The organism is Sphaerisporangium sp. NPDC088356 (genome assembly GCF_040685555.1).
GTDB lineage: Bacteria > Actinomycetota > Actinomycetes > Streptosporangiales > Streptosporangiaceae > Sphaerisporangium.
Genome location: NZ_JBFBIK010000070.1, coordinates 14,482 through 39,206 on the forward strand (window position 1 = coordinate 14,482; position 24,725 = coordinate 39,206).

The window sequence follows — 24,725 nt, forward strand, 5'->3', positions numbered from 1 at the left end:
CCCGCAGCGGTGAGGCGGGCGCACGGCCGTGAGGTACGCCGTCCACCGCCTGCTCCAGGCCGTTCCGGTATTCGTGGCGACCACCTTCCTGATCTACGCCATGGTGTTCTCCCTGCCGGGCGATCCGATTCTGGCACTCGCCGGCGACAAACCGCTTCCGGAGGCCGTGCTCCAGACGCTGCGCGAGCACTACCACCTGAACGACCCGCTGATCGTGCAGTACGGCCTGTACATGGCGGGGGTCTTCCTGCGCGGCGACCTGGGGGAGACCTTCACCGGGCAGCAGGTCAGCGAGCTGCTCCAGGACCGCTGGGCGGTGACCGCCCAGCTCGCGCTCACCGCGTGGGTCTTCGAGCTGGTCGTGGGCATCGGCCTCGGCGTGATCGCGGGGCTGCGCCGGGGCAGGCTCGCCGACACGGCGGTGCTGGCCGGGACGACGTTCGTGATCGCCGTCCCGGTCTTCGTCGTCGGGTACACCGCCCAGATCGTGCTCGGGCTCGACCTCGGCCTCTTCCCGACCGCCGGCACCGACGAGGGGTGGCCGACGAGCTACCTGTTGCCGGGCATGGTCCTCGGCTCGTTCGGGCTCGCGTACGTCGCCCGGCTGACCCGCACCAGCGTGGTGGAGAACCTCCGGGCGGACTACGTCCGCACGGCCGCCGCGAAGGGCCTGCGGCGGTCCCGCATCATCGGCAGGCACACCCTGCGCAACTCGCTGATCCCCGTCGTCACCTACCTCGGCGTCGACTTCGGCAACCTCATGGCGGGCGCCGTGGTCACCGAGGGCATCTTCAACCTGCCCGGCATCGGCCAGCAGGTCTTCCAGTCGATCCAGCTCCAGGAGGGCCCGGTCGTCGTCGGCGTCACCACCCTCCTGGTGATGATCTTCATCGTGGCCAACCTGCTCGTCGACCTGCTGTACGGCGTGCTCGATCCGAGGATCCGCCGTGGTTGATCTGAAGGCCTCCGCCGAGGCGGCCTCCGGCCCGAAGCCTCAGCGGAACATCCGGGGCTCGCTGTGGTACGACGCGTGGCTCGAACTGCGCGGACGGGTCCTCTTCTGGCTCTCGATGGTCATCCTGGTCGTCGCCTGCGCGATGGCCGCGTTCCCCTCGCTGTTCGCCAGGCTCGGCCCGAACGAGCACTGCGACCTGCGCATGTCCAAGAAGGGGCCGGGCGGCGGCGCGATCTTCGGGTACGACCTCCAGGGATGCGACTACTGGTCGCAGATCGTGCACGGCACCCGCGCGTCGGTGATGATCGGTGTCGCGGTGACGGTGTTCGCCCTGCTCATCGCCGTCCTGCTCGGCCTGCTCGGCGGCTACTACGGCGGTGTGCTGGACGCGGTCATCTCCCGGGTGACGGACGTGTTCTTCGGCATTCCGTTCGTCCTCGGGGCCACGGTCGTGCTGGTCGCCTTCCCCGGGCACGGGATCTGGGCGATGACGATCGTCCTGGTCCTGCTCGGCTGGACCACCATGACCCGGCTGATGCGCGGCCAGGTGATCGCGATCAGGGACACCGACTACGTGCAGGCCGCGAGGGCGCTGGGCGCCGGCGACCGGCGGATCATGATCAAGCACATCCTGCCGAACGCCATCGCCCCGGTCTTCGTGGTCGCGATGCTGAACGTCGGCAACGTCATCTCGGGGGAGGCCACGCTCGACTACCTCGGCGTGGGGTTGCAGTATCCCGACGTGTCGTGGGGGCTCCAGCTCAACGTGGCCCAGGTGTTCTTCGCGGAGTACCCGCACCTGCTGGTCTTCCCCGCGATGTTCCTCACCGCCACGGTCCTGAGTTTCCTCCTGCTCGGCGACGTCGTCCGTGACGCCCTGGACCCCAAGCTCCGCTGACCCGGCCGCCCGCGTACGGCCCCTGGACCCGAAGCTCCACTGACCCCGGCCGGTCGCGTACGGGCGTGGCCTGCGCCGCGACCGCGTACGGGCCTGGCCTGCGCGGCGAACGGGTGCGGGCGGGCCCCGACGGCACGGTGTCCGGGGCCGCTCGTGGACGCACCCCGGCAGGGGGTGGGCTTCACGTAGTAGACGTCAGGGGGTGAGGTTCACGTAGTAGACGGAGTAGCCGTTCATGTCGACCAGGCGGGTGCCGACGCTCCTGGCCGCGGTGCTGCCGATGCCAAGGCAGGAGTCGAAGGCGTTCTGGTAGACGTAGATCGGGCCGTAGGGGCCGGTCCAGACCGCGCCGTTGGCGGCCTCGGCGTAGTAGGCGGCGTAGCGGTTGCCGGTGTTGAGGACGTGCGCCTCTCCACCCGGATCGATCGCCCACCAGCCACGGGTGCCCCACTGGCCGTAGTCACGGCAGGTGTCGGGGCTGTAGAACATGATCGCCACCCACACCTTCGAGGTGTAGCGGTTACGGAAGTGCAACTCCATGGTCGACTACTCCTCCGGCTCGATGAACCGCTGGGAGAGCGGCCTGCTGTCGATCGCCTGCTCCGAGTGCGGTGGCAGATGCTCGCCTTCGCCCGCCACCACGACGGCCCGGTCGACCATCCCCGGGCTCTCGCTGACCTCGCCCGTGTCGGCCGCCGTGACGTTCGTGAACGCCACTCGTGGATCGGGCACTCGCTCGGTGCCGTCATCCGGCATGTGACTCACCTCCTGATCACTGTGGGTAATCAAAAGACAGCGTACAGTCGCGCCCGTGGACGTGTAAAGACACGGCCACAGCACGGCCACCGGCCACATGCGGCCACGCCCACCGCTCACAAGTGGCCACGCCCACCGTTCACACGCCGCCACGATCAGCGGGCTCGGCCAAGCCCCGGGCCGGCCCCGGCCGGCCAGTGGCCGGGCACGGTCCCGACCCCTCCGGGGCTCGGGAGCCTCAGGTCTACATTGGAGGGATGGGGAACGAGAAGGTCCATTTCACCAAGGAGAAGGAGACCCTCCTCGCCACCCTGTACGGCAGGGCCGTGCACAGCCGCACCGAGAATCCCGTCCTGCGCGACCCGCTCGCCGAGCAGGCCGTCGAGCGCATCGACTACGACTTCTCGAAGCTCAAGATGCGCCCCACCGACGCGCTGAGCGTGGCCATCCGCGTCAAGACCTTCGACGCCCTCACCGCCGACCACCTCGCCCGCGCGCCCGGCGCCACGGTGATCCACCTGGCCTGCGGCCTCGACACCCGCGTCTACCGCCTCGACCCGCCCGAGTCCGTCCGCTGGTTCGACGTCGACTACCCGGACATCATCACGCTACGTGAGCGTCTCTTCCCGCCCCGGCCCGGCTACACGATGGTCGGGCAGCCGGCCACCGACCCCGGATGGCTGGAACAGGTGCCGGCCGACGGCCCGGTGCTCGTCGTCGCCGAGGGCCTGATGATGTACCTCACCACCGAGGAGGTCCACGCTCTGCTGCGCCGTATCACCGAGCGGTTCCCCGCAGGGGACATCGTGTTCGACGCGCTGAGCAGCCTGGCGGTCAAGCTGAGCCGCTTCCAACCGCAGATCAGGGCCACCGGCGCCACCCTCCGCTGGGGCCTCGACGACCCGGCCGACCTGACCGCCGCCGTCACCGGCCTCCACCTCGCCTCAGAGCTCTTCTTCTCCGACGTCCCCGAGGTGGCCCGATTCCCTCCGGGCTACCGCGCCGCCCTGGCAGTCATGGACCGCTTCTACTTCCTGCGCAAGGTCGGCCGCATCCTCCAGTACCGCTTCTGAGCCCGCCGCAGGAGGCGGGAACGCGCCCGGGTTGAGCGCGTGGGCCTCGTTCACCAGGTGGCGCCGTCCCGGAGGAAGCGCCACAGGCGGTCGGTGCTGTTCTGGTCGCGGTCGAGGTAGAGGGAGTCCCAGCTGCCCGAGCCCTGGTAGGTCTGGAGGGTGATCGCCAGCGCCGGGTTCGCCTTGGGGCGGAGGCTGAACCAGGCGGTCACGCCGGTGTTGCCGTCGGTCTGCTCCCACCGGTAGGTCCAGTCCTGCGCCGCCGAGCCGTCGCACGTCTTGACCACCAGGCCGTCCCCGGCCTTCGGGCCGGCCGTGGCGGGCTGGAGGCACTTGGCCGCGGCGACGTTCCTGATGACCATGCTGCCGTCGGGCTTGTAGGTGTTGGTCCACTTCACGGTCTTGTACTGCCAGGACGGGGCCCGTAGCGTGATCGCCGGCGCCCCCTCGCCCGTGCCGTCGGACAGCAGGGCCAGGCGGCTGCCGTCCATCCGGTTGATGAGCTGCCGCTCCTCGGGGGCGGCCGTGTCTGCGCGCGCGACCGGCGGACACACCCCAAGGACGGCGGCGGTCGTGACGGCCGAGGTCAGCGTCAGCACAGAGCGCCTGAACGCCCGCTTCGTGCAAGCCATGGGGATGGAACCTTCCTGTCGACGGGCGGCCCCCGCCCGCCGGAGCCCGCACCCCCACCTTTTCCCCGATCGTCACTCTGTGTAGTCAATCGATCGTCCATGAATTGATCATGGGCGGTCGCCGCGGGAAGCGTCAGATCCGGGTCGCCGCGAGAAGATACGGCTCGCGAAGGCCGTTCACCAGCACGGAGGAGGGGTGGATGTGGGGGATGAGGCGTACGCGTGGATGTGCCGGTTTCATCTGGGGGATGAGACGGTCGGTGGCACGGGCGTGCTGGAGGTCCGGCGTGGCCCGGGGGTGTTCGGCAGGCTGGCGTGCGCCGTGCTCGGGTTCCCCCGTACGTGCACCGCGGTGCCGGCGCGGGTGACCGTTCACCGCTCTCCCGGAGCGGATCCGGAGACGGGGGAGGCGCGGATCACCGAGAGGTGGGAGCGCGAGATCGGCGCGCGGAGGCTGGTCAGCGTCCAGAGCCGCGCCGGAGAGCGCGGATGGGAGCGGCACGGACCGCTGGAGATCCGCACGCGTACCGTGGCGGGCCCGGACGAGGTGAACGTCGTGCAGGTGGGCGCCGTGCTGCGGGTGGGCGGGCGGGAGATCCCGCTGCCCGAGAGGTTCGCGCCCCGCGTCTTCGCGCACGCGTGGGTGGAGGACGGCGACCGCGACCGAAGGCCGCCGCGCTTCCACGTCGCGGTGAGGGTCACCGTGCCGCTGATCGGCGTGCTGATGTCCTACCGGGGCCACATACGGGAGGAACGACCGGTGCGGCGGCGCACCGAGGACGGGCGCCGCCGCCGGGGCGTCAGGGAGCCCAGGGAGGCGCGATGACCCAGGTCGTGTCCTCGTCGTAGTGCGAGGAGGCGTCGAAGGCGTGCGAACCGCCGGAGGAGGCGACGTACACCTCCTCCGCGTAGTGCCGGATGTCGCCGGTGATGTTGGAGGCGGAGAGGCCGACCCCGGAGGACCCGAAACGGGGCGGCTGGGCGCAGAAGGTGGCGTCCTGGTCGAACAGCGCGGTGCCGTCCCTTGGGTCCTTGCGCACCCGGAAGTCCTGGTGCCGCAGGTAGTGCCCGGGGAAGTTGCGCGACTCGAAGGAGTAGCAGCTCCCGTCGGCCAGCCCGCGCCGCACGTAGAACGTGGCGTCCTGCTTGAGGGTGTCCGGGCTGGTCGAGGTGACCACGTCGGTACGGGCGAGCGACGCGCTGTGGCGCAGGTAGCGGTCGGTGAAGCCCGGGGTCGCCACGCGCAGGGACAGGGCCGAGCCGACGGTCAGCCCGGCGCCGCTGCGCCACCAGGGGGCGGCCACCTGCCAGGTCGCGTCGTCGGCGAAGGACGCGAATCCGTCCCAGGGGTTCGGGCCCCCGCTGCGCGCGATGTAGACCCCCTCGGCGTAGTGGCGCAGGAAGTACCCCGGAAGGTTGAGCGACTCGAACGACACGCCGTTGCCCGTGCGGCCGTCACGCCGGCAGAAGGTGGCGTCCTGGTCGAACAGCGCGGTGCCGTCCCTTGGGTCCTTGCGCACCCGGAAGTCCTGGTGCCGCAGGTAGTGCCCGGGGAAGTTGCGCGACTCGAAGGAGTAGCAGCTCCCGTCGGCCAGCCCGCGCCGCACGTAGAACGTGGCGTCCTGCTTGAGGGTGTCCGGGCTGGTCGAGGTGACCACGTCGATACGGGCGAGCGACGCGCTGTGGCGCAGGTAGCGGTCGGTGTAGCCGGGGGTGGTCACCCGCAGCGAGACCAGCCCGTCGACGGGAAGCCCGCCGGCCGACTCGATCACCGAGCGGTTGACCGCCCGGACCCGGTCGGCGTCCATCTTGCGCACCTTGCGGTCGTAGGTCCAGATGCCGTTGACCTCGTTCTCCACGTCGGTGGGCTGGGTGTAGATGGAGGCCGACAGCCCTCCACTCATGATCAGCGGTTTGAGCTGCTCGTTGATCTGCACGTACCGGTTGGTGAGCGTCGTGGCGTCCGGCGTCATCTCGTACGCGAAGCCCGTACCTGGCCACTCATGGCCGGGGCTGCGCAGGCCGAGGCCGCCGAACTCGCCGAGCACGGCGACCCGGTCGGCGGTGGGCCGGTGCGGGGCGCCCGGGCCGACGTAGATGTGGTCGTCGATGACGTCCCCGTTGCCGCCGTCGAAGCCGCAGCAGTTGGAGCCGGAGTTGTTGGTGACCAGCCGGGTGGGGTCCCAGCTCTTGACCAGGTCGGCGATGCGGGCCGGGTCGTACTCGCCCCAGCCCTCGTTGAACGGGATCCACTGCACGATCGAGGTGATGCCGCGCAGGCTGTCGACCACGCGGTGCAACTCGCTCTCGAAGTTCGCGCGGTCGCTGGTGGAGGGGGAGACCCCGGTGCGCATCGAGGGCATGTCCTGCCATACCAGCAGGCCCAGCCTGTCCGCCCAGTAGTACCAGCGGGCCGGCTCGACCTTCACGTGCTTGCGCACGAGGTTGAAGCCGAGCGCCTTCTGCTGTTCGAGGTCGAAGCGCAGGGCCTCGTCGGTGGGCGCGGTGGAGATGCCGTCCGGCCAGTAGCCCTGGTCGAGGGTGCCCATCTGGAACAGGAACCTGCCGTTGACGGTCGGCCGCAGCACGCCGCCGACCATGGCCTTGCCGACCGACCGCATCCCGAAGTAGCCGGTGACGGCGTCCCCGCCGCCGGTGCCGGTGAGGGTCACCCGCAGGTCGTACAGGAACGGGTCGTCCGGCGACCACAGCCGGGCGTTCGGGACGGGGACGCGCAGATGCGCGCCGACCGCGCCGGTCGCGCTGCCGACCACCTGCCCGCCGGTGAGCGCCTCGGCCCGCACGCCCTGCCCGGAGACGCCCGCCCCCTGGACGACCAGGTCGAGCACCCCGGCCGCGACGTCGGGGACGGTGTCCAGGCGGGTGACGGCGGCGGCGTTGACCGGCTCCAGCCAGACGGTCTGCCAGATGCCGGAGTGCGCGGTGTAGAAGATGCCTCCCGGCGAGCGCCGCTGCTTGCCTATGGGGATGCCGGTGGCGTCGACCGGTGAGTACACGCCGACGATGACCTCGTTGGAACCGGCGCGCAGGGCCGAGGTGATGTCGGCGCTGAACGGGTCGTAGCCGCCGGTGTGGGTCGCGACGGCGGTGCCGTTGACCCAGACCCGCGCCTCCCAGTTGACCGCGCCGAAGTTGAGCCGTACGTGCCGCCCGGACCAGGTGGAGGGGACGGTGAACGTGCGGCGGTACCACATGCGGTCCTCGTGGCGCTGGACGCGCGAGAGGCCGGACTCGATGGGATACGGCACCAGCACCTGCTCGGCCAGGTTCTGGCCGACGGGCGGGCTGCCGATCGATCCGGTGCCGGCGAACTGCCACAGGCCGTTGAGGTTCTGCCACTCGGAGCGGACCATCTGGGGCCGGGGATACTCCGGCAGGGCGTTGTCCGGGCTCACCTGGGCGGTCCAGGGCGTGGTGAGCGGTGGTGCCGCGTGCGCGGCGGGGGGTGAGAGCTGAGCCTGCCCTGTCAGGGTGGCGGCGGAGAGCACCAGTGCCGTGATCACACGGCGGGCCCAGCCGGAGGGTCTGACCATCTCACTCCTTGGCGGAACGAAGGGATCCCCCGAGACCGAAGAAGACCGAACTTGACTGCATCCGATCGTGAGCCGACCATACATCGCCCAAGTGCGGACGAAAATAGCCAACTTCCGGACTGGATGCGATCGGTGTGCTCCGTGGAGCGATGCGCCCGGCCGGCCGCCCGCGACGCGAGCGCGGGTGAGGGGGTCGACCGTGGCCCGCCCGAACCTTGGCCTACTTCTGGCGGGGCGGCGGTTTCGTGTCAGGTATCCCTTTCACATGGCCGACGTTTTGTCGCATGCCATCCTCCGCATGGGTGGCGGCGGCGGGCGCTCGGCGATAATGAGAGGGTCGTCGTGCGCGGGGACGTGCAAAAACGCTCCCGGGCGCGGCCGGCTTGATTGAGCGGGGGCCGCTGTGCACCGGCCTTCTCACAAGGGCTGCCGTCGCATGGGTCCGCGGTCGACCGAGGGGTCTCGCGGACGGACGGACGGGCCGGGCGGTGCCCGCCGCCCGTCACGGGCATGGAGGCCCGGTGACCCTTTCAGTGACCAGTCGGACCGCAAGGTGACCGCCCTTCAAAAGAGCACAAAAGGGGACAGGCACATGAACACTCGTCTTCTCGCCCTTCCGGTTGTGGCGGCCCTGTCGCTCACGGCCGGCTACGGCACCACCGCAGGCGCCATCACGAGCGGCGGCGGCACGCCAAGGACCGTCCATACGCCGACACCCTCAGCCTCTCCCTCTCCGGTCGGCCCGGGCTGCAAGTCCCTGCCGAGCTCCGGGCCCGGTAGCCCGTCGGCGATCGCCGGCGAGCCGGTGGTCACCGCCGCGCAGCACATCCCCGACCTGTCCGACCTCGTCGACGCCGCGAAGAAGGCGGGCCTGGTGGACACGCTGAACTCCGCCAGCGACATCACCGTCTTCGCGCCCAGCAACGACGCCTTCAAGAAGGTCCCGAAGGACCAGATAGACCGGCTCCTGGGCAACAAGAACGAGCTGACCAAGGTGCTCACCTACCACGTCGTCCAGGGCCGCAAGACCCCCGCCGACCTGGAGAAGGGCGACTTCACCACCCTGGAGGGCGGGAAGATCACCACCAGTAGGTCGGGCGACACCTTCAAGGTCAACGACGCCCAGGTGGTCTGCGGCAACCTGCAGACCCGCAACGCCACCCTCTACATCATCGACTCGGTCCTCAAGCCCCGGAGCTGAAAGATCCGCGGCATCGGCTCGATGCCCGTCTGAACCACCACGATCCGGCCGGGGCACGGGGGGCGTACCTGCCGCCCGTACCCCGGCCGGAGCCGTGAAGGTTCCTCAGGCCGCGCGGGACGTCAGCAGGCGGTCCAGGACGCGGACGCCGAACTCCAGGCCGGCGACCGGCACCCGCTCGTCCACGCCGTGGAACATCCCGAAGTAGTCCAGCCGGGGGTCCAGCAGCAGCGGCGCGAAGCCGTACCCCCTGATGCCGAGCGTGGCGAAGGACTTGGCGTCGGTGCCGCCGGTCATGACGTACGGGACGGGGCGTCCCGCGGGGTCCTCGGCCAGCAGGGCCGAGCACAGGTCGTCGAAGAGGCCTTCGGTGGGCGAGGCCACGCCGTCGCCGAAGCTGACGAACTCCCGGCTGATCTTCGGCCCGAGCAGCTTGTCGATCGTCTCCAGGAACTCGTCGCGGAACCCGGGCAGGAACCTGCCGTCCACGTGGGCCTCGGCCGTGCCGGGGATGACGTTGACCTTGTACCCCGCGGTCAGCATGGTCGGGTTGGCCGAGTTGCGGATCACGCCCTTGAACAGGGTGCCGACCTTGCCCAGGCGCTCGACCTCCTCGTCGAGCCGGTCGAGGTCGATCGTCGTCCCGAGGGCCCGGCCGAGGCCCTCGATGAGGGAGGCCACGGCGGGCGTGAGCCGTACGGGCCATCGGTGGTCGGCCAGGCGCGCGAGGGCCCGGCAGAGCTCCGCCACGGCGTTGTCCGCCGGCGGCTTGGAGCCGTGCCCGGCCACGCCGTGCGCGGTGACCTTCATCCAGGCCGTGCCGCGCTCACCCACCGCCACCGGGTAGACCCGCAGGTCGTCGGAGGCGGCGTCGCGCGGAACGGTCACGCTGAAGCCGCCCGACTCGCTGATGGCCTCGGTGCAGCCCTCGAACAGGTCGCGGTGCCGGGTGACGGCGTAGCCCGCGCCGTACTCACCGGTGGCCTCCTCATCGGCGAGGAACGCCAGCACGATGTCGCGCTTGGGGCGCAGGCCCTGCCGGGCCCACTCGCTCACCAGCGCCAGCGTCATGGACAGGGTGCCCTTCATGTCCACCGCGCCGCGCCCGTTCACGCACCCGTCGGCGATCTCGCCGGAGAAGGGGTGGAGCTTCCACTCCGCCGGGTCGGCGGGGACGACGTCCAGATGGCCGTGGATCAGCAGGGCTTCCGAGCTGTCCCCCGGGATGCGGGCCACCACGCTGGTGCGGCGGGGCGCCGACTCGAACACCGTGGGCTCGATGCCCAGGCCGGATAGCAGCCCCGCGACGTACTCGGCGGCCAGACGCTCTCCCGAGCCGTCCGGCGTCCCGTCGTTGGTAGTGTCGATCTTGAGCAGGTCCGAGCAGATGCTTGCGACCTCGGTCACATTCTTCCTTTCAGCGTCAGCGGCGGCACTTCGGGAGTGGGGAAGCCGAAGATGAGCCCGTAGAACGCGAGCTCGGCCTCAAGTGCCGCGACAATGGTTTCCTCTCTTCTCCAGCCATGCTGTTCCCCCGGAAAGGTGAGGTAGGCCCATCGCCCGCCGTGCTCGTCGAGCGCGGCGACGAACCGCTCGGCCTGCACGGGATCGACGATGGCGTCCTCCAGGCCGTGCATGAGCAGCGCCGGCCCGGACGCCTGCGCCGCGTGCAGGGTGGGGGAGCGGTCCATGTAGCGCCGGCGGGTCTCGGGCAGCGGGCCGATGAGGCCGTCGAGATACCTGGACTCGAAGTCGTGGGTCTCCCTGGCCCAGCCCTCGGGGTCGGTGATCGCGTAGTGGGCGACCGCGCCCCGGAAGACGTCGCTGTGCACGAGCGCCGCCACCGACGTCCAGCCGCCCGCGCTGCCGCCGCGGATGGCGACGCGCTCGGGGTCGGCGAGCCCGGCCGCCGCCAGGCCGCGCGCGACGGTCTCGCTGTCGCGCACGTCGACGACGCCCCAGTTGTGCCGGAGCCGCTCGCGGTAGGCCCTGCCGTACCCGGTGGAGCCCCCGTAGTTGACCTCGGCGACGCCGATGCCCCGGCTGGTGAAGTAGGCGATCTCCAGGTCGAAGACCATCGGGCTGGAGCCCGTCGGGCCTCCGTGGACGAACATGACGTACGGGGCGGGGGTGCCCTCCTCGGCGCCCGCCGGACGGTAGACGTGGGCGTGCACGCCGTCGAAGAGCATCGCCTCGGGGACCGGCAGCACCGCCGGGTCGGGAAGCTCCTTGGCGGGCGAGAGCACCTCCTGCGCACCGGTCGCGAGGTCGACGCGCACGACCTCGTAGGGCTTGTGCGGCGAGCCGCCCACGGCGACCACGCTCGACCCGTCGGGGGAGGCGGAGACCGTCGGCGCCCAGTAGGTGTACGACCCGCCGATGTCGGTGATCTTTCCGGTGGCGGGGTCCAGCACGCCCAGCCGCTTGCCGTCGGCGGTGCCGTACATCGTCACGATGCGGTCGCCCGCGAGCGCGAACCACTGGTAGCCGAGCTTCCAGGCCGCGTCGCCGAACTCCTGCGGCGACGGGGTGAGGTTGCGCGGGGGAGTGCCGTCGAGCGGGACCAGGTGGATGTTCCACCAACCGGTCGGGTCGGTCACCGCGTACAGCGCGTCGTCGTCGCGCCACTCGGCCTGCGCGACCGCCTCCTGCGGCCCGCCCGCCACGACGCGGTGCGGCCCGGCGGTGCCGTCGTCGCGCAGCGGGGCCACGCACAGCTCGGTGCCGTCCCAGGGCATGGCGGGGTGGTCCCAGCCGATCCAGGCCAGCAGGCGGCCGTCGGGGGAGACGCGCGGGTTCATGATGAAGTGCTGTGCCATGACGACCACGCGGACCGGCCCGCCGCCGAGCGGCACCGCGACCAGGTCGCGCTCGTCGTCGGTCTCGCGCACGCACCAGACCTCGTCCCCGTGGATCACCAGGTCGGCGTAGCGGGACGATCCGGGCGGGGTGAGCGGCACCGGGTCGCCTCCGGGGGCGCAGCGGTAGAGCCGCTGGTCCTCCCAGTTGGTGAACACCAGCCCGCCGTCCGCAAGAGGCCGCCATGAGCGTCCGCCGTACTCGATCACCCGGCTGCGGGCGTTCCACCCCTGGGGCAGCACGTCCTGGACGCTTCCGTCGGGCGCGCGCCGCACGACGCAGCGCCGCCCGCCCTCGGCCGGGCGTGGCACGTCCCACCACACCTCCTCGCCGGCGGGAGCGGGGACGATCTCCACCCAGAACGGGCGGTCATCCACGCGTGCGACGTCGACTGCAGTGACAGGAGAGTCGATCACCAGTTGCCCTCTGAAGGTGGGAGTGGGATGTCGTGCGGGTGGATGACATGGACGATTCCCCCGCTGCTGGTGGTGCGTAACCAGACGTTCTCGAATGCGGCCCTCGGATAGATTCTCTTGACCGTCTCGTCGGACGGCGCGGCCGGATCGTTGGCGATGACGTCGCCTCCGGCGGTGAAACCCGTCACGACCATGAGGTGGCCGCGCGTGGAGTATCCCGAGCCGGGAAGCTCGTGCTCCTTGAACGACTGCGAGGTGATCACCGGGATCCCGGCGCGGATGAATCGTTCCACCTCGGCCAGCGAGCGCATGCGGGTGACGAAGCCGCGCAGCCCGTACCGCCCGGCGTAGGCGACCCCGAACGGCCAGTTGCCGGTGCCCTGGTAGCTGTGGTCGTACATGTCGCGGGCCGCGTGGTCCACGGCGGGGCACGGGTCGGCGGGGTCGACGAAGGTGAGGTCGCCGGGTGCGGGCCCGCGCCCCCAGTACTGCAGGACCATGGTCATCGAGGCCGGGCTGCACCAGGAGTCGCCGCCGCCTCCCCACTCGGGGTGGTGGCCTGCGTGGGTCTTCTGTGAGCGCGGCGGCACGGCCAGCTCGACCCGGGGGCCCTCGCTCGCCGGGCTCACCGGGACGCTGGCGCGCGTGGGAACCGCCGAGGCCATCACCCCGGCCGTGTGCACGGCCGCCTCGGCGCCGTGAAGCGTGATGCGCAGCCGGTACGCCGTGACGGGCCGGGTGGCGACGAAGGTGTCGACCGCGACGTCGCCGTCCTCGTCGCCCTGGCCGGGCAGCGAGGTGCGGTGGATGTCGCCGCCGCCCTCCGCCCACCGGCCCATGTCGTACCACTTGGTCAGGCCGCCGGTGGCGGTGCGCGCCCGCAGCTCCACCCGGATCCATGATCCCTTGGGGGCGCTGGCGGTCCAGGAGGGGACCAGCTCGGTGGCGGGAAAGCCGATGTCGCGCTCCTCGGAGGTCCACCGGGTGTAGGGCCACGCGGTGGTCTCGCCGCCGAAAGGATCGAGGTAGCCGGTGACGCCGCTCTCGGAGGGGACCACGGAGGTCCACCGGTGGAGGACGACACGGCTGGGATCGGCGGGCGACGGATTGACCACCTTGCCGATTGTGGTTTTGGGCCTTGCACGGCACATCGGATGGTTTACGTATCCGTAATCAGACCGCGCCGGGACCGCAGTCATGGAGATTTCGCGGGATCGACCCAGGTCACGCTGGGTATCGTCAGTCTCATGCACGATCTCGCAGACGTGCGGACGTTCGTCTACCGGCGGTTCGCCGAGCGGGGCGATCCGCCGCGCCCGGAGGATGTGGCCGCCGAGTTCGGGATCGAACCCTCCGATGCGCTGGGGGCGCTCAGGGCGCTGCACGACGCCCACCTGCTCGTGCTGGACGACGACAGGCGGTTGATCCTCATGGCGCACCCGTGGTCGGCCGTGCCGCTCGGCTTCGTCGTCACCAGCGAGAAGGTGAAGTGGTGGGGCGGCTGCGCCTGGGACTCCTTCGCCATCCCCGCGCTGGTCGGCGAGAACTGCATGGTCGCGACCCACTGTCCCGGCTGCGGCAGGGCGCTGGCGCTGGACGTGTGCCCGGACGAGCCGCCGACCGCCGACCTGGTGGCGCACTTCCTGGTGCCCATCCCGCGCATGTGGGACGACGTGATGTTCGCCTGCGGGCACCAGTCGCTGTTCTGCTCCGAGGAGCACGTGGGGCGGTGGCTGCGCCAGACCCGCAGCCCCCGGGGGGTGATCCTCGACATGCGGACGCTGTGGCTGCTGGCGACCCGGTGGTACGCCGGGCGGCTCACCAGGGACTACCGCCGGCGCACCCCCGACGAGGCACGCGCGCTCTTCCAGGAGCTCGGCCTGGCCGGCCCGTTCTGGGGCAGCGAGCCGCCGCCGGCCGTCGGTGACGGGACGGCGCGGCCGGTTCCGCGCGCGCTGTCGCACACCGAACCGGCCCTGCTGGCACGCTCGGAGCACGTCCGGCCGGATCAGGGGTGACGGCCGGCCGGGTCAGAGGTACAGGCCGGTGGCCTCGGCGGGAGCGGCCGGGACGGCCGGCGCCCGCCCGGAGCGCAGGGCGAACAGCTCCGCCAGCGACGCCCCCGACCGGCCGACGCCCTCGGAGGAGCCCAGCCACGCGGCGGCCTCCTCGGCGGACAGGCGGCCCGCCTCCACCTGTGACAGGCAGCGTCCCGGCCGCACGACCGCCGGGTGCAGGCGGGCGAGGTCCTCGTTGGTGGTCACGGCCACCAGGACGTCCCTGCCCTGGCCGAGCAGCCCGTCGGTCAGGTTGAGCAGGCGGGACAGTCCCTGGCCCGTGGCCTCCTTGGCCTCGGCGCGGATGAGCTCGTCGCAGTCCTCCAGCACCAGCAGCCGCCAGCGGTGGCCGTCGTCGTCGGAGTCGTACCCGACGGCGACCTCCATCAGGTAGCCGGGGTCGGCGAACAGCCGCTCGGGGTCGAGCACGCAGTCGACCTGGCACCAGGCGGCCCACTCCCTGGCGAGGGCACGGAGCGCCGTGGTCTTGCCGGTGCCCGGAGGACCGTGCAGCAGGATCAGCCGCCCGTTGATGTCGGAGGGGGTCACCGCCATGAGGCCTTCGAGCGACTCGCCGGCGGCGCGCGAGTAGTTCGCCTTGATCGCCCGCCAGCGCGGCGCGGTGATCGGGCGCTGGGTGCGGCGGGGCCCGTGGGCGCCGGTCCACCAGAAGCCCATGTCGACGTGGTCGGCGTCCGTGGGAGGCGGCTCGACCGCGTCCTTGGTGGACTCCTCCAGCACCGAGCGCGCGAGCTCGTCGCTGACGGCGGTCACGGTCAGCACGGCCGAGCGGTTGCGGAACCGCACCACCCTGAGCGTCCAGCCGTCTCCGCACGCAAGGCGCGACTCACGGCCGTCGTCCTCCCTGGCGGCACGGGTCAGCCGGGCACGCGCGGGCATCAGCGGGGCGTCGGGACGCACTCGCTCCAGGTTGGTGGAACGTGCCCAGGGCTGGTTCCCGGTGGCGAACGGGGACAGCGCGAGAGCGTCGATGACATCGATCGGCGAGTCGCCGTCGTCGAGCCATACCTTCATGGGCAGGGCTTCGGCGGCGGGGAAACGAACCTCCTCCACAACGGACATATATTCATGATTCAGGCCCATAGTGTGTGGAGTCCACGGATTTTCCTGGGAAGTCCGTTAAATCAATGTGCCGTGCTATGCGGACATGGGCGAATCCGTCATGTGCGCATGTATCCATGGTTAGGGTTGGTCGCGCGGATCGGTCCACTGCGAGCCGCGAAGGGCTGGTTTGCGTGCCCTGTGGGAGGACAGTGGTCCGTCAGTCCTGAATGCTCGTGTTCCCCCCGGGAGAAGTTCGTGGCCATCGACCTAGTGACGCGTAAAGAGTGGGGCGCCCGCGCCCCGCGTGGCTCCTATACGACGCTGACCTCCACAAAGGGCGTCAAGGTTCACTACACGGGTGGCCGCGTGGAACCCTCCATCGTGGACGACCACGCCAAGTGCGTCGCCATGGTGAAATCCATCCAGAGCTTTCACATGGACGGGAACGGCTGGCTCGACATCGGCTACAGCATGGTCGCCTGCCCGCACCGCAAGGTTTTCGTCGGCCGCGGCCCCGGGCACCTGCCGGCCGCCAACGGGCCCGGCCTGAACACCGGCCACTACGCCGTCCTCGGCCTCGTCGGCAACTCCGGCCTCGTGCAGCCCCCCGACGGCATGCTCCACGGCATCCTCGACGCCATCGACTACCTGCGCGAGGAGGGCGGCGCGGGCAAGGAGATCAAGGGCCACCGCGACGGCTACTCCACCGACTGCCCCGGCACGGCGCTGTACGCGTGGGTGAAGAAGGGGGCCCCGCGCCCCGGCGGCCAGACCGGCCCCACCGATCCCGGCCCCGCCGAGCACCCGAAGTTCCCCGGCAGGCTGCTGAAGTACCCGCCGGTCATGCGCGGCGAGGACGTGCGCACCTGGCAGGCCCAGATGGACAAGCGCGGCTTCACCATCGACGTGGACGGCGCGTACGGGCCGGCGTCGCGCGACCTGTGCCGCAAGTTCCAGCAGGAGCAGCACCTGAGCGTCGACGGCGTGGTCGGCAAGGACACCTGGAACGCCGCCTGGGAGGCCCCGCTCGCCTGAGCGCGTCCGTGAGGGGGGTCCCCGAAGTGTCCCTCCGGATCGCCAGCGCCTACGATCCGTGACATGACGGTGCAGCCTGAGGAGCTCCATCCGGCCGCAGGGTTCCCGCCCGGCACGCGGGAGGACTGGCGGCGGCTCGCCCTGGGCGTGCTGCGCAGGTCCGGTGCCGAGGTCGCCTCGCCCGAGGAGGCACTGGCCTTCACGACCTACGACGGCGTGACCCTCCAGCCCCTGTACGACGCCGCCGACCTGCCCGGCGACCCCGGCGTGCCGGGCTCCGCGCCCTACACGCGGGGCACCCGCCCGGCCGGCGGCGCGGTGTCCGGGTGGGACGTGCGCCAGCGCCACGCCCACCCCGACCCGTCGGTGACCCGCGAGGCCGTGCTCACCGACCTGGAGAACGGCGTCACCTCGCTGTGGCTCGTCCTCGGCGACGGCGGGCTCGACCCCGCCGCGCTGCCCCGGGTCCTGGACGGCGTCTACCTCGACCTCGCCCCCGTCGCGCTCGACGCGGGAGCCCGTACGGGCGAGGCCGCCGAGATCTTCCTGCGGCTCGCGGCCGAGCGCGGCATCGCCCCCGCCGGCGGCAACCTCGGCGCCGACCCCCTCGGCCTGCGGGCGAGGACGGGCGCGCCCGCCGCCATGGCCGGGGCCGTCGAGCTTGCCCGGCGCGCCCGCGAGCTCCCCTCCCTGCGGGCGATCACCGTCGACGCCACGCCGTACCACGACGCGGGCGGATCCGACGCCGAGGAGCTCGGCTGCTCGATCGCCACCGGGGTCGCCTACCTGCGCGCCCTGACCGACGGCGGCCTGCCGGTGGAGGAGGCGTTCGGGCAGATCGAGTTCCGGTACGCCGCCACGGCCGACCAGTTCCTCACGATCGCGAAGTTCCGGGCCGCGCGGTCTCTCTGGGCGCGCGTCGCCGAGGCCTGCGGCGTCCCGGCCCACGGCGGCCAGGCCCAGCACGCGGTCACCTCGTCGGCGATGATGACCGGCCGCGACCCGTGGGTGAACATGCTCCGCACCACGCTCGCCTGCTTCGGCGCCGGCGTCGGTGGCGCGGACGCCGTCACCGTGCAGCCCTTCGACGCGCGCCTCGGCCTGCCCGACGCCTTCGCACGCCGCATCGCCCGCAACACCCAGTCGCTGCTGGTCGAGGAGGCCGGCGTCGCCAGGGTCATCGACCCGGCGGGCGGCTCCTGGTACGCCGAGCGGCTCACCGCCGACCTGGCGGGCAAGGCCTGGGAGTGGTTCCAGGAGATCGAGCGCGCGGGCGGCGCGGAGGCGGCCCTCGACCGGCTGATCCCCGAGCGGCTCGCCGCCACCTGGGCGCGCCGGTCCGCCGGCATCGCCCGCCGCCGCGACCCGATCACCGGCGTCAGCGAGTTCCCGAACCTGGCCGAGCGCCGCCCTTCCCGGCGGCCCGCGCCCGAGCCGCCCGGAGGCGGCCTGCCCCGGGTGCACTACGCGCAGGGCTTCGAGGAGCTGCGCGACGCCGCCGACCGGGCGGAGGCGAGGCCCGAGGTCTTCCTGGCGACGATCGGCCCGGTGGCCGCGCACACCGCGCGCGCCTCGTTCGCGGCGAACCTGTTCCAGGCCGGCGGCATCGCCACCGTCCCGAGCGGCCCCGCCACAGACCCGGCCGAGATCGCCGAGGCCTTCCGGCGCAGCGGCGCCACGGTCGCCTGCCTGTGCTCCAGCGACAAGCTGTACGCCGAGCACGCCGCGGCGGTCGCGGCAGAGCTCCGGCGGGCGGGCGCGCGAAAGATCTGGCTGGCGGGGAAGGGTGACCATGAGGGGGTGGACGCCAACCTCCACGCCGGGTGCGACGTGCTGGAAGTGCTCCGCACCACGTTCGACGATCTGGGAGTGACCCCATGATTCCCGACTTCTCAGGGATCCCCCTGAACCCCGGGACCCCGGACGGCGGCCGGGCCGACCTCGAAGGCTGGGCGCGGGCCGTGCGCGACCAGGTCGGCAAGAGCCCGTCCGACCTGACGTGGGACACCCCCGAGGGCATCGGCGTCAAGCCGCTCTACACCGCAGGCGACCTCGACGGCCTCGACTTCCTGTCGACCTACCCGGGCATCGCGCCGTTCCTGCGCGGCCCCTACCCGACGATGTACGTCAACCAGCCGTGGACGATCCGGCAGTACGCCGGGTTCTCCACGGCCGAGCAGTCGAACGCCTTCTACCGGCGCAACCTGGCCGCCGGGCAGAAGGGCCTGTCGGTCGCCTTCGACCTCGCCACCCACCGGGGCTACGACTCCGACCACCCGCGCGTGGCCGGGGACGTCGGCATGGCGGGCGTGGCGATCGACTCGATCTACGACATGCGGCAGCTGTTCGACGGCATCCCCCTCGACCGCATGAGCGTGTCGATGACCATGAACGGCGCGGTGCTCCCGGTGCTCGCCCTCTACATCGTGGCCGCCGAGGAGCAGGGGGTGGCTCCCGAGCAGCTCGCCGGGACCATCCAGAACGACATCCTCAAGGAGTTCATGGTCCGCAACACCTACATCTACCCGCCCGGGCCGTCCATGCGGATCATCTCGGACATCTTCTCGTACACCTCCGAGCGGATGCCGAAGTTCAACTCCATCTCGATCTCCGGCTACCACATCCAGGAGGCCGGGGCCACGTGCGACCTGGAGCTGGCCTACACGCTGGCCGACGGGGTCGAGTACCTGCGGGCGGGGGTCGGGGCAGGGCTCGGCGTCGACGCGTTCGCGCCGCGCCTGTCGTTCTTCTGGTGCATCGGCATGAACTTCTTCATGGAGGTCGCCAAGCTCCGCGCCGCCCGGCTGCTGTGGGCCAAGCTGGTCAAGGGCTTCGGCGCCGAGAACCCCAAGTCGCTGTCGCTGCGCACCCACTGCCAGACCTCCGGATGGTCGCTCACCGCGCAGGACGTGTTCAACAACGTCGTCCGCACGTGCGTGGAGGCGATGGCGGCGACGCAGGGGCACACGCAGTCCCTGCACACCAACGCCCTGGACGAGGCGCTGGCCCTGCCCACCGACTTCTCCGCCCGCATCGCCCGCAACACCCAGCTCCTGCTCCAGCAGGAGTCGGGCACCTGCCGGGTGATCGACCCCTGGGGCGGCAGCGCGTACGTCGAGCGGCTCACCTACGAGCTGGCGCGCAAGGCGTGGGGCCACATCGAGGAGGTCGAACGGGCGGGCGGCATGGCCAAGGCCATCGACGCGGGCCTGCCCAAGCTGCGCATCGAGGAGGCCGCCGCCCGCACCCAGGCGCGCATCGACTCCGGCAGGCAGCCGGTGATCGGCGTCAACAAGTACCGCGCCGGGTCCGACGAGGACATCGAGGTGCTCAAGGTCGACAACACCTCCGTGCGCGCCCAGCAGATCGACAAGCTGCGCCGCCTCCGCGAGGAGCGCGACGACCAGGCCTGCCGGGACGCGCTGGCGGCCCTCACCCGGGGCGCCGCCGGCGACGGCAACCTGCTGGCCCTGGCCGTCGACGCCGCCCGCGCCAAGGCCACGGTCGGCGAGATCTCCGACGCGCTGGAGGAGGTCTTCGGGCGGCACGCGGGACAGATCCGTACCATCTCCGGGGTGTACCGCGACGAGGCCGGAGACGCCGCCAACATCGAGAAGGTCCGGGGCGCGTGCGCCGCGTTCGAGCGCGAGGAGGGCCGCAGGCCCCGCATCCTGGTGGCCAAGATCGGCCAGGACGGGCACGACCGGGGCCAGAAGGTGATCGCCACGGCCTTCGCCGACCTCGGCTTCGACGTGGACGTGGGCCCGCTGTTCCAGACCCCGGCCGAGGTGGCCCGCCAGGCCGTCGAGGCGGACGTGCACGTGGTCGGTGTCTCCTCGCTCGCGGCCGGCCACCTCGCGCTCGTGCCGGAGCTTCGTGACCGGCTCGCCGCGCTCGGACGCGACGACATCGTGATCGTCGTGGGCGGGGTGATCCCTCCGGGCGACTTCGACGCGCTGCGCGCCGCCGGCGCCGCCGCGATCTTCCCGCCCGGCACGGTCATCGCCGACGCGGCCCTCGACCTGCTGCGCGACCTCTCCGGCCGGCTGGGCCATGCCACGGCTTGAGGACTACGTCCAGGGGGTGCGGGAGGGTTCCGTCGGGTGGATCGCCCGGGCGATCACGCTGGTGGAGTCCTCCCGGGCCGACCACCGTGAGCTGGCCCAGCGGTTGCTGGTCGAGCTGACCCCCATGTCCGGCAAGGCCAGGAGGGTCGGCGTCACCGGCGTCCCCGGGGTGGGCAAGTCGACCTTCATCGACGCGCTCGGGGTCCACCTGACGGGGGAGGGGCACCGGGTCGCCGTGCTCGCCGTCGACCCGTCCTCCACCCGCACCGGTGGCAGCATCCTCGGGGACAAGACCCGCATGGGAAGGCTCTCGGTCGATCCGGACGCCTACATCCGCCCCTCGCCCACCTCGGGCACCCTGGGCGGCGTCACCAAGGCCACCCGCGAGGCCATGGTGGTCGTCGAGGCGGCCGGGTTCGACATCGTCCTGGTCGAGACCGTGGGCGTCGGGCAGTCGGAGACCGCCGTGGCCGAGATGGTCGACACCTTCCTGCTCCTCACACTGGCGCGGACGGGCGACCAGCTTCAGGGCATCAAGAAGGGTGTGCTGGAGCTGGCCGACGTGATCGCGGTCAACAAGGCCGACGGCCCCCACGAGATGGACGCGCGCAAGGCCGCCAGGGAGCTGGCGGGCGCGCTGCGGCTGCTGCGGGGGGGCGGCGGCGCGTGGAACACCCCCGTGCTGACCTGCAGCGGGCAGGAGGGCACCGGCCTCTCCGAGCTGTGGCGGCACATCGTCCGCCACCAGGACCTCCTGGAGTCCTCGGGCGAGCTGGCCGCCAAGCGCCGCCGCCAGCAGGTCGGCTGGACCTGGACGCTCGTGCGCGACCGGCTGCTCGCCCGGCTCAAGGAGAACCCCGATGTGGCGGCGATCACGGCCGAGGTGGAGCGCGAGGTGCTGGAGGGCACCCTCACCCCCGCCCTCGCCGCCGACCGGCTCCTCGCCGCCTTCGGCCGCGACGGCCGCTAGCCCCCTCACCTGGCGTCACGCGACCCCGGAGCTCAGTCCGGGCGGGTGATCTCGAACATGTAGCAGCCATAGGACACGTTGCGGCTGTGGATCCGCACGACATCGGGATGGGACAGCATCTCGGCGATCACCGCCTGCGGGTCCCGGCCGTCGTGGACCCGGGTGGTGTCGTGGATCCAGCCCCGGTGGTCGTAGGCCCGCAGCACCTGCGGCCTGCCGTACCAGTCCTCGGGGTAGCGGTCGGTGCTCACCGGGCCGGCGCAGGCACGCGCGTGTGCCAGCACCGCGCCGATCTCCCGGTAGGGGCTCGGCGGGATCACCGGCTCGTAGCCGAAGAGGATCATCTCCTCGCCCGGCCGCGCGTCGCGCAGGCAGCAGCGCAGCGGTTCCCCGCCCTCGGCCAGGAGGTGCTCGGCCGGGCGGGCCGAAGCGTCACCGCCCTCCCGCACCTTCTCCAGCTCTTCAGGCGAGATGACGTGAATACGGAACCCGGTGGTCGTGATGGTGGTCATGAGACCACCCTGCCGGGTCTCCGGCCCGGGCGCTGGCGGGTATCGGCCGTCGCATTCCCCACCCCGGACCGCATCCGGCTATACAGAGGCGATCCGGGGTGGGAAGAAACCCCACCCGGCTCCCGGCCCCCACGGCCCGAAGGCTCCCGCCGGTGTGACCATTACCGGCAACGGGGTTACGGGAGGACCAAATGAGCAATGATCCGATGCTTCCTGAGATCGTGGCCAGGGCGCTGGGGGAGTACCGCGAGGCGCTGGCCGAGCACGGAATGACCTGGGGCGAGCCCCCGATCGCGTACGTCAGGTCGATGAGCCCGTCCCGGTTCGTCGGCGAGGAGGCGTTCTTCCGGGCTGCCTCCGACCGGGTACGGGCCGAGCACCCGGAGGCCACCGACGCCGAGCACGAACTCCTCGTGCGCGAGCTGGACTTCGACGAGGTGCTCAGGGACGCGCTCGACGGGGAGCCGCCCGAGGGGCTCGCCGTGCTGAGGCTCACGGCTCAGGGACACCGGCTGGACGGCCGGCCGCGTACCGCGCTCGAACCGGAGGGCGAGACCTCTTTCTCACCCCGGGTGGACGGCCGGGCGGATGCCGGGCTCGGCGGGCGGCCGGTGCCGCTGACGCTGCTGATCGACAACGGCCGGGCGACGGCGGCGGAGGTACGCGCCGGCGGCCGGGCGTACCGCGTCGGCCCTGGCGGGGCGCGGCTGGTCGAGATCGACACCGCCACCGAGGTGACCGCCGGCACCGAGCCGGTGGACCTGTCCGGGCTGACCCGCCTCGTCCCGCGCGCGCGGCTCCGGGTGCGCGCAGGGTTCCCGTGCAGGTGGAGCGTGTGGAGCGCCGACGGCCAGGGCTGGTACCCCGACGGCGCGCCCGCGAGACGCGACCATCACGGGCTGCCGTACTTCCACGGCGACGACATCGTGCTCGACGTGCCCGCCGAGCCGCTGACCGTCCGGGTGGCGCGGGGGATGGAGTACGGCTTCGCCGAGACGGTCGTGACCCCCTCGGGGGAGACCATGGTCGAGTCGGCCCCGGCGCGGCTGTACGACGCGGCGGCCAAGGGCTGGTACGGCGGGGACCTGCACGTGCACCTCAACTTCGCCGGGGACGTCGTGGCCACCCCGGCGATGGCGGCGGCCATGCAGCACGGCGAGGACCTGCACGTGCTCAACCTGCTCGCCGCGAACGTGTCCGGCCCCCGCGTCTACGACCGGGAGGCGCTGGAGCACTGGGCGGGCGAGGACCTGCCCTGGTCGGACGCGACCCACATCGCCCGCATGGGCGTCGAGTACCGCAACGACCTGCTCGGGCACCTGCACGCCTTCGGGATGACCGCTCCGCCGGGCCGGTACCACAGCGGTTTCACCGGCACCGCCGACTGGCCGCCCACCAGCGCGGCGTGCGAGGAGCTCCGGGGCCTCGGCGCCATCGTCGGCTACGCCCACGCCTTCCACTCGCCCGTCGAGACGCCCGGGGAGGTCATCGGCACCGGGCGTCCGCAGTGCACGGCGCGGACCGCGGTGGTCGACGCCGCGCTCGGCCTGGTCGACAGCATGGAGGTGCTGCACTTCTCCTCGGCCGCCGGGTCGTCGGCGGTGTACCGGCGGCTGCTCGGCGCGGGCAACCGCCTGGCCGCCGTCGCGGGCACCGACTCGATGCTGTCGTTCACCCGCCAGCGGATGGAGATGGTGGCGAGCCCTCTCGGCTGGGAGCGTACCTACGCCAAGGTCGAGGGGCCGCTGACCGCCGCCTCCTACGCCGAGGCCGTGCGGCGCGGGCGCACGTTCGCCACCACGGGGCCGTTCGTCGAGCTCACCGTGGACGGACACGAGCCGGGGGACACCATCGACCGCCTCCCCGGCGACCGGGTCAGGGTCACGGTCCGGGTCATCGGCCCGGAGGTGGAGCGGCTGACGATCCGCACGGCGGACGGCGTGCTGGCCGAGGGGCCGCCCGGCGAGCTCACGGCCGAGTTCACCGTCGGCGCGCCGACCTACGTCGTCGCCCTCGCCGAGGGCGGCCCCCACCCGCGATCGCTGTTCACCGGGGTGTTCGCGCACACCAGCCCGGTGTACGTGGACGTGCGCGGGCGGCGGGTGGCCCGCGCCGAGGACCTCCGCTGGTGCCTGGAGTGGCTCGACCTGCTGGAGGGGCTGATCCGGGAACGGGCGCGTCTGGACACCAAGGAGCAGCTCGACGACCACCTCCGCCTGATCGACGAGTCCAGGCGCATCCTCCTCGCCCGCCTGCCCGCCTGAGCCCGCCCTCGTCACCGAGGCGCTCCGTCGCTCCGGCTGCTCGACCACCACCTCGACGCCCTCTTCTCACCGGGCGAAAGCCTTGCGGCGCCTGACCTGGGCGTCCCGGGGCCCGCGACCTGACGACTTACTCCTCCGCGTACGGGCATGATCCGCGGTAGAAGAAATCTCTCCCTCGCGGAGGCTTCCGGCCTCCGGGAGGACTCATCGATGTCACCATGGCGACACACTTGGTTACGGGAGGTGGGCGTGAGCAGTGATCCGGTGCTTTCTGAGACCGTGGCCCGAGCGCTCGGGGGGAACCGCACGCCACCGGCCGGGCACGACTCCGGCACCGGCACCACCGGCCCGGGCTCGGGCTCGGGGGAGGCTCCGCTTCTGTACGCCAGGGTGATCGGGCTGTGCCGCCGC

At 71.8% G+C, this 24,725-nt stretch carries 20 protein-coding genes; 11 read left to right on the forward strand and 9 right to left on the reverse strand.

Annotation, left to right across the window (positions count from 1 at the left end; all coding sequences use genetic code 11):
- Nucleotides 1-28 precede the first annotated feature (28 nt).
- Complete coding sequence (locus AB0O34_RS23755; RefSeq protein ID WP_363918723.1) at nucleotides 29-955, forward strand: ABC transporter permease; 927 nt, start codon at nucleotides 29-31, stop codon at nucleotides 953-955.
- Nucleotides 948-1,853, forward strand: coding sequence for an ABC transporter permease (locus AB0O34_RS23760; protein WP_363918725.1), 906 nt, complete (start codon nucleotides 948-950; stop codon nucleotides 1,851-1,853). The genes AB0O34_RS23755 and AB0O34_RS23760 overlap by 8 nt, the downstream gene beginning before the upstream one ends.
- 195 nt (nucleotides 1,854-2,048) lie before the next feature.
- Here AB0O34_RS23760 and AB0O34_RS23765 read toward each other — a convergent pair whose 3' ends face one another.
- Together AB0O34_RS23765 and AB0O34_RS23770 are read right to left on the reverse strand one after the other, a co-directional pair.
- Nucleotides 2,049-2,393 (reverse strand): DUF1036 domain-containing protein, encoded by a 345-nt coding sequence (locus tag AB0O34_RS23765; protein ID WP_363918727.1) that lies wholly within the window; start codon nucleotides 2,391-2,393, stop codon nucleotides 2,049-2,051.
- 6 nt (nucleotides 2,394-2,399) lie between these two features.
- Nucleotides 2,400-2,609 (reverse strand): hypothetical protein, encoded by a 210-nt coding sequence (locus tag AB0O34_RS23770; RefSeq protein ID WP_363918729.1) that lies wholly within the window; start codon nucleotides 2,607-2,609, stop codon nucleotides 2,400-2,402.
- A gap of 257 nt (nucleotides 2,610-2,866) precedes the next feature.
- Here AB0O34_RS23770 and AB0O34_RS23775 point away from each other — a divergent pair, with 257 nt between their 5' ends.
- Nucleotides 2,867-3,682 (forward strand): class I SAM-dependent methyltransferase, encoded by an 816-nt coding sequence (locus AB0O34_RS23775; RefSeq protein WP_363918731.1) that lies wholly within the window; start codon nucleotides 2,867-2,869, stop codon nucleotides 3,680-3,682.
- Between the two features lie 50 nt (nucleotides 3,683-3,732).
- On the opposite strand, the gene AB0O34_RS23780 is transcribed toward AB0O34_RS23775, so the two are convergent.
- A complete protein-coding gene (locus AB0O34_RS23780) occupies nucleotides 3,733-4,314 on the reverse strand; it encodes an RICIN domain-containing protein (protein ID WP_363918733.1) in 582 nt (193 codons plus the stop codon).
- 196 nt (nucleotides 4,315-4,510) lie between these two features.
- Here AB0O34_RS23780 and AB0O34_RS23785 point away from each other — a divergent pair, with 196 nt between their 5' ends.
- Nucleotides 4,511-5,140, forward strand: coding sequence for a DUF4166 domain-containing protein (locus AB0O34_RS23785; RefSeq protein WP_363918735.1), 630 nt, complete (start codon nucleotides 4,511-4,513; stop codon nucleotides 5,138-5,140).
- Here the strand turns inward: AB0O34_RS23785 and AB0O34_RS23790 are convergent.
- Nucleotides 5,115-7,868, reverse strand: coding sequence for an AbfB domain-containing protein (locus AB0O34_RS23790; protein WP_363918737.1), 2,754 nt, complete (start codon nucleotides 7,866-7,868; stop codon nucleotides 5,115-5,117). The two genes, AB0O34_RS23785 and AB0O34_RS23790, sit on opposite strands and share 26 nt — an antisense overlap.
- A gap of 592 nt (nucleotides 7,869-8,460) precedes the next feature.
- On the opposite strand from AB0O34_RS23790, the gene AB0O34_RS23795 reads away from it, so the two are divergent.
- Nucleotides 8,461-9,069 (forward strand): fasciclin domain-containing protein, encoded by a 609-nt coding sequence (locus AB0O34_RS23795; protein ID WP_363918739.1) that lies wholly within the window; start codon nucleotides 8,461-8,463, stop codon nucleotides 9,067-9,069.
- Nucleotides 9,070-9,174: 105 nt separating this feature from the next.
- Here AB0O34_RS23795 and AB0O34_RS23800 read toward each other — a convergent pair whose 3' ends face one another.
- From AB0O34_RS23800 to AB0O34_RS23810, 3 genes are read right to left on the reverse strand one after another with little or no spacing between them, the layout of a single operon-like run.
- Nucleotides 9,175-10,476, reverse strand: coding sequence for a M20/M25/M40 family metallo-hydrolase (locus tag AB0O34_RS23800; protein WP_363918741.1), 1,302 nt, complete (start codon nucleotides 10,474-10,476; stop codon nucleotides 9,175-9,177).
- Entirely contained in the window at nucleotides 10,473-12,305 is a 1,833-nt protein-coding gene (locus tag AB0O34_RS23805) for a prolyl oligopeptidase family serine peptidase (protein ID WP_363918743.1), read from the reverse strand. Before AB0O34_RS23805 ends, AB0O34_RS23800 begins: the two co-directional genes overlap by 4 nt.
- A gap of 35 nt (nucleotides 12,306-12,340) precedes the next feature.
- Nucleotides 12,341-13,459 carry a C39 family peptidase gene (locus AB0O34_RS23810; protein WP_363918745.1) on the reverse strand — a complete coding sequence of 373 codons (1,119 nt, stop codon included), beginning with the start codon at nucleotides 13,457-13,459 and terminating at the stop codon, nucleotides 12,341-12,343.
- Nucleotides 13,460-13,591: 132 nt separating this feature from the next.
- On the opposite strand from AB0O34_RS23810, the gene merB reads away from it, so the two are divergent.
- On the forward strand, nucleotides 13,592-14,362 hold the full coding sequence (merB, locus tag AB0O34_RS23815) for an organomercurial lyase (protein WP_363918747.1): 771 nt from the start codon (nucleotides 13,592-13,594) through the stop codon (nucleotides 14,360-14,362).
- A gap of 12 nt (nucleotides 14,363-14,374) precedes the next feature.
- On the opposite strand, the gene AB0O34_RS23820 is transcribed toward merB, so the two are convergent.
- Entirely contained in the window at nucleotides 14,375-15,484 is a 1,110-nt protein-coding gene (locus tag AB0O34_RS23820) for a DUF5925 domain-containing protein (RefSeq protein ID WP_363918749.1), read from the reverse strand.
- A gap of 237 nt (nucleotides 15,485-15,721) precedes the next feature.
- Between AB0O34_RS23820 and AB0O34_RS23825 the strand changes: the two genes are divergently transcribed.
- The 4 genes from AB0O34_RS23825 to meaB all read left to right on the forward strand — a co-directional run bounded on the left by AB0O34_RS23825 (nucleotide 15,722) and on the right by meaB (nucleotide 21,538).
- Nucleotides 15,722-16,501 (forward strand): N-acetylmuramoyl-L-alanine amidase, encoded by a 780-nt coding sequence (locus AB0O34_RS23825; protein WP_363918751.1) that lies wholly within the window; start codon nucleotides 15,722-15,724, stop codon nucleotides 16,499-16,501.
- Between the two features lie 63 nt (nucleotides 16,502-16,564).
- On the forward strand, nucleotides 16,565-18,382 hold the full coding sequence (locus AB0O34_RS23830) for a methylmalonyl-CoA mutase family protein (RefSeq protein ID WP_363918753.1): 1,818 nt from the start codon (nucleotides 16,565-16,567) through the stop codon (nucleotides 18,380-18,382).
- Nucleotides 18,379-20,568 (forward strand): methylmalonyl-CoA mutase, encoded by a 2,190-nt coding sequence (gene scpA / locus AB0O34_RS23835; protein ID WP_363918755.1) that lies wholly within the window; start codon nucleotides 18,379-18,381, stop codon nucleotides 20,566-20,568. Before AB0O34_RS23830 ends, scpA begins: the two co-directional genes overlap by 4 nt.
- Nucleotides 20,555-21,538, forward strand: a complete 984-nt coding sequence (gene meaB, locus AB0O34_RS23840; RefSeq protein ID WP_363918757.1) for a methylmalonyl Co-A mutase-associated GTPase MeaB — start codon at nucleotides 20,555-20,557, stop codon at nucleotides 21,536-21,538. The genes scpA and meaB overlap by 14 nt, the downstream gene beginning before the upstream one ends.
- Before the next feature lie 32 nt (nucleotides 21,539-21,570).
- On the opposite strand, the gene AB0O34_RS23845 is transcribed toward meaB, so the two are convergent.
- Nucleotides 21,571-22,050 carry a DUF1203 domain-containing protein gene (locus AB0O34_RS23845; RefSeq protein ID WP_363918759.1) on the reverse strand — a complete coding sequence of 160 codons (480 nt, stop codon included), beginning with the start codon at nucleotides 22,048-22,050 and terminating at the stop codon, nucleotides 21,571-21,573.
- 191 nt (nucleotides 22,051-22,241) lie between these two features.
- On the opposite strand from AB0O34_RS23845, the gene AB0O34_RS23850 reads away from it, so the two are divergent.
- Complete coding sequence (locus AB0O34_RS23850; protein ID WP_363918761.1) at nucleotides 22,242-24,314, forward strand: CehA/McbA family metallohydrolase; 2,073 nt, start codon at nucleotides 22,242-22,244, stop codon at nucleotides 24,312-24,314.
- The last annotated feature ends 411 nt before the right edge of the window (nucleotides 24,315-24,725 follow it).

Excerpts from the sequence above, each read along its gene's own strand:
- AB0O34_RS23775 (WP_363918731.1), top strand. The coding sequence starts at position 2,867 with ATGGGGAACGAGAAGGTCCATTTCACCAAGGAGAAGGAGACCCTCCTC.
- AB0O34_RS23795 (WP_363918739.1), top strand. The coding sequence starts at position 8,461 with ATGAACACTCGTCTTCTCGCCCTTCCGGTTGTGGCGGCCCTGTCGCTC.
- AB0O34_RS23845 (WP_363918759.1), bottom strand. The coding sequence starts at position 22,050 with ATGACCACCATCACGACCACCGGGTTCCGTATTCACGTCATCTCGCCT.
- scpA (WP_363918755.1), top strand. The coding sequence starts at position 18,379 with ATGATTCCCGACTTCTCAGGGATCCCCCTGAACCCCGGGACCCCGGAC.
- AB0O34_RS23850 (WP_363918761.1), top strand. The coding sequence starts at position 22,242 with ATGAGCAATGATCCGATGCTTCCTGAGATCGTGGCCAGGGCGCTGGGG.
- AB0O34_RS23770 (WP_363918729.1), bottom strand. The coding sequence starts at position 2,609 with ATGCCGGATGACGGCACCGAGCGAGTGCCCGATCCACGAGTGGCGTTC.
- AB0O34_RS23830 (WP_363918753.1), top strand. The coding sequence starts at position 16,565 with ATGACGGTGCAGCCTGAGGAGCTCCATCCGGCCGCAGGGTTCCCGCCC.
- AB0O34_RS23820 (WP_363918749.1), bottom strand. The coding sequence starts at position 15,484 with ATGTCCGTTGTGGAGGAGGTTCGTTTCCCCGCCGCCGAAGCCCTGCCC.
- meaB (WP_363918757.1), top strand. The coding sequence starts at position 20,555 with ATGCCACGGCTTGAGGACTACGTCCAGGGGGTGCGGGAGGGTTCCGTC.
- AB0O34_RS23765 (WP_363918727.1), bottom strand. The coding sequence starts at position 2,393 with ATGGAGTTGCACTTCCGTAACCGCTACACCTCGAAGGTGTGGGTGGCG.
- AB0O34_RS23790 (WP_363918737.1), bottom strand. The coding sequence starts at position 7,868 with ATGGTCAGACCCTCCGGCTGGGCCCGCCGTGTGATCACGGCACTGGTG.
- merB (WP_363918747.1), top strand. The coding sequence starts at position 13,592 with ATGCACGATCTCGCAGACGTGCGGACGTTCGTCTACCGGCGGTTCGCC.
- AB0O34_RS23780 (WP_363918733.1), bottom strand. The coding sequence starts at position 4,314 with ATGGCTTGCACGAAGCGGGCGTTCAGGCGCTCTGTGCTGACGCTGACC.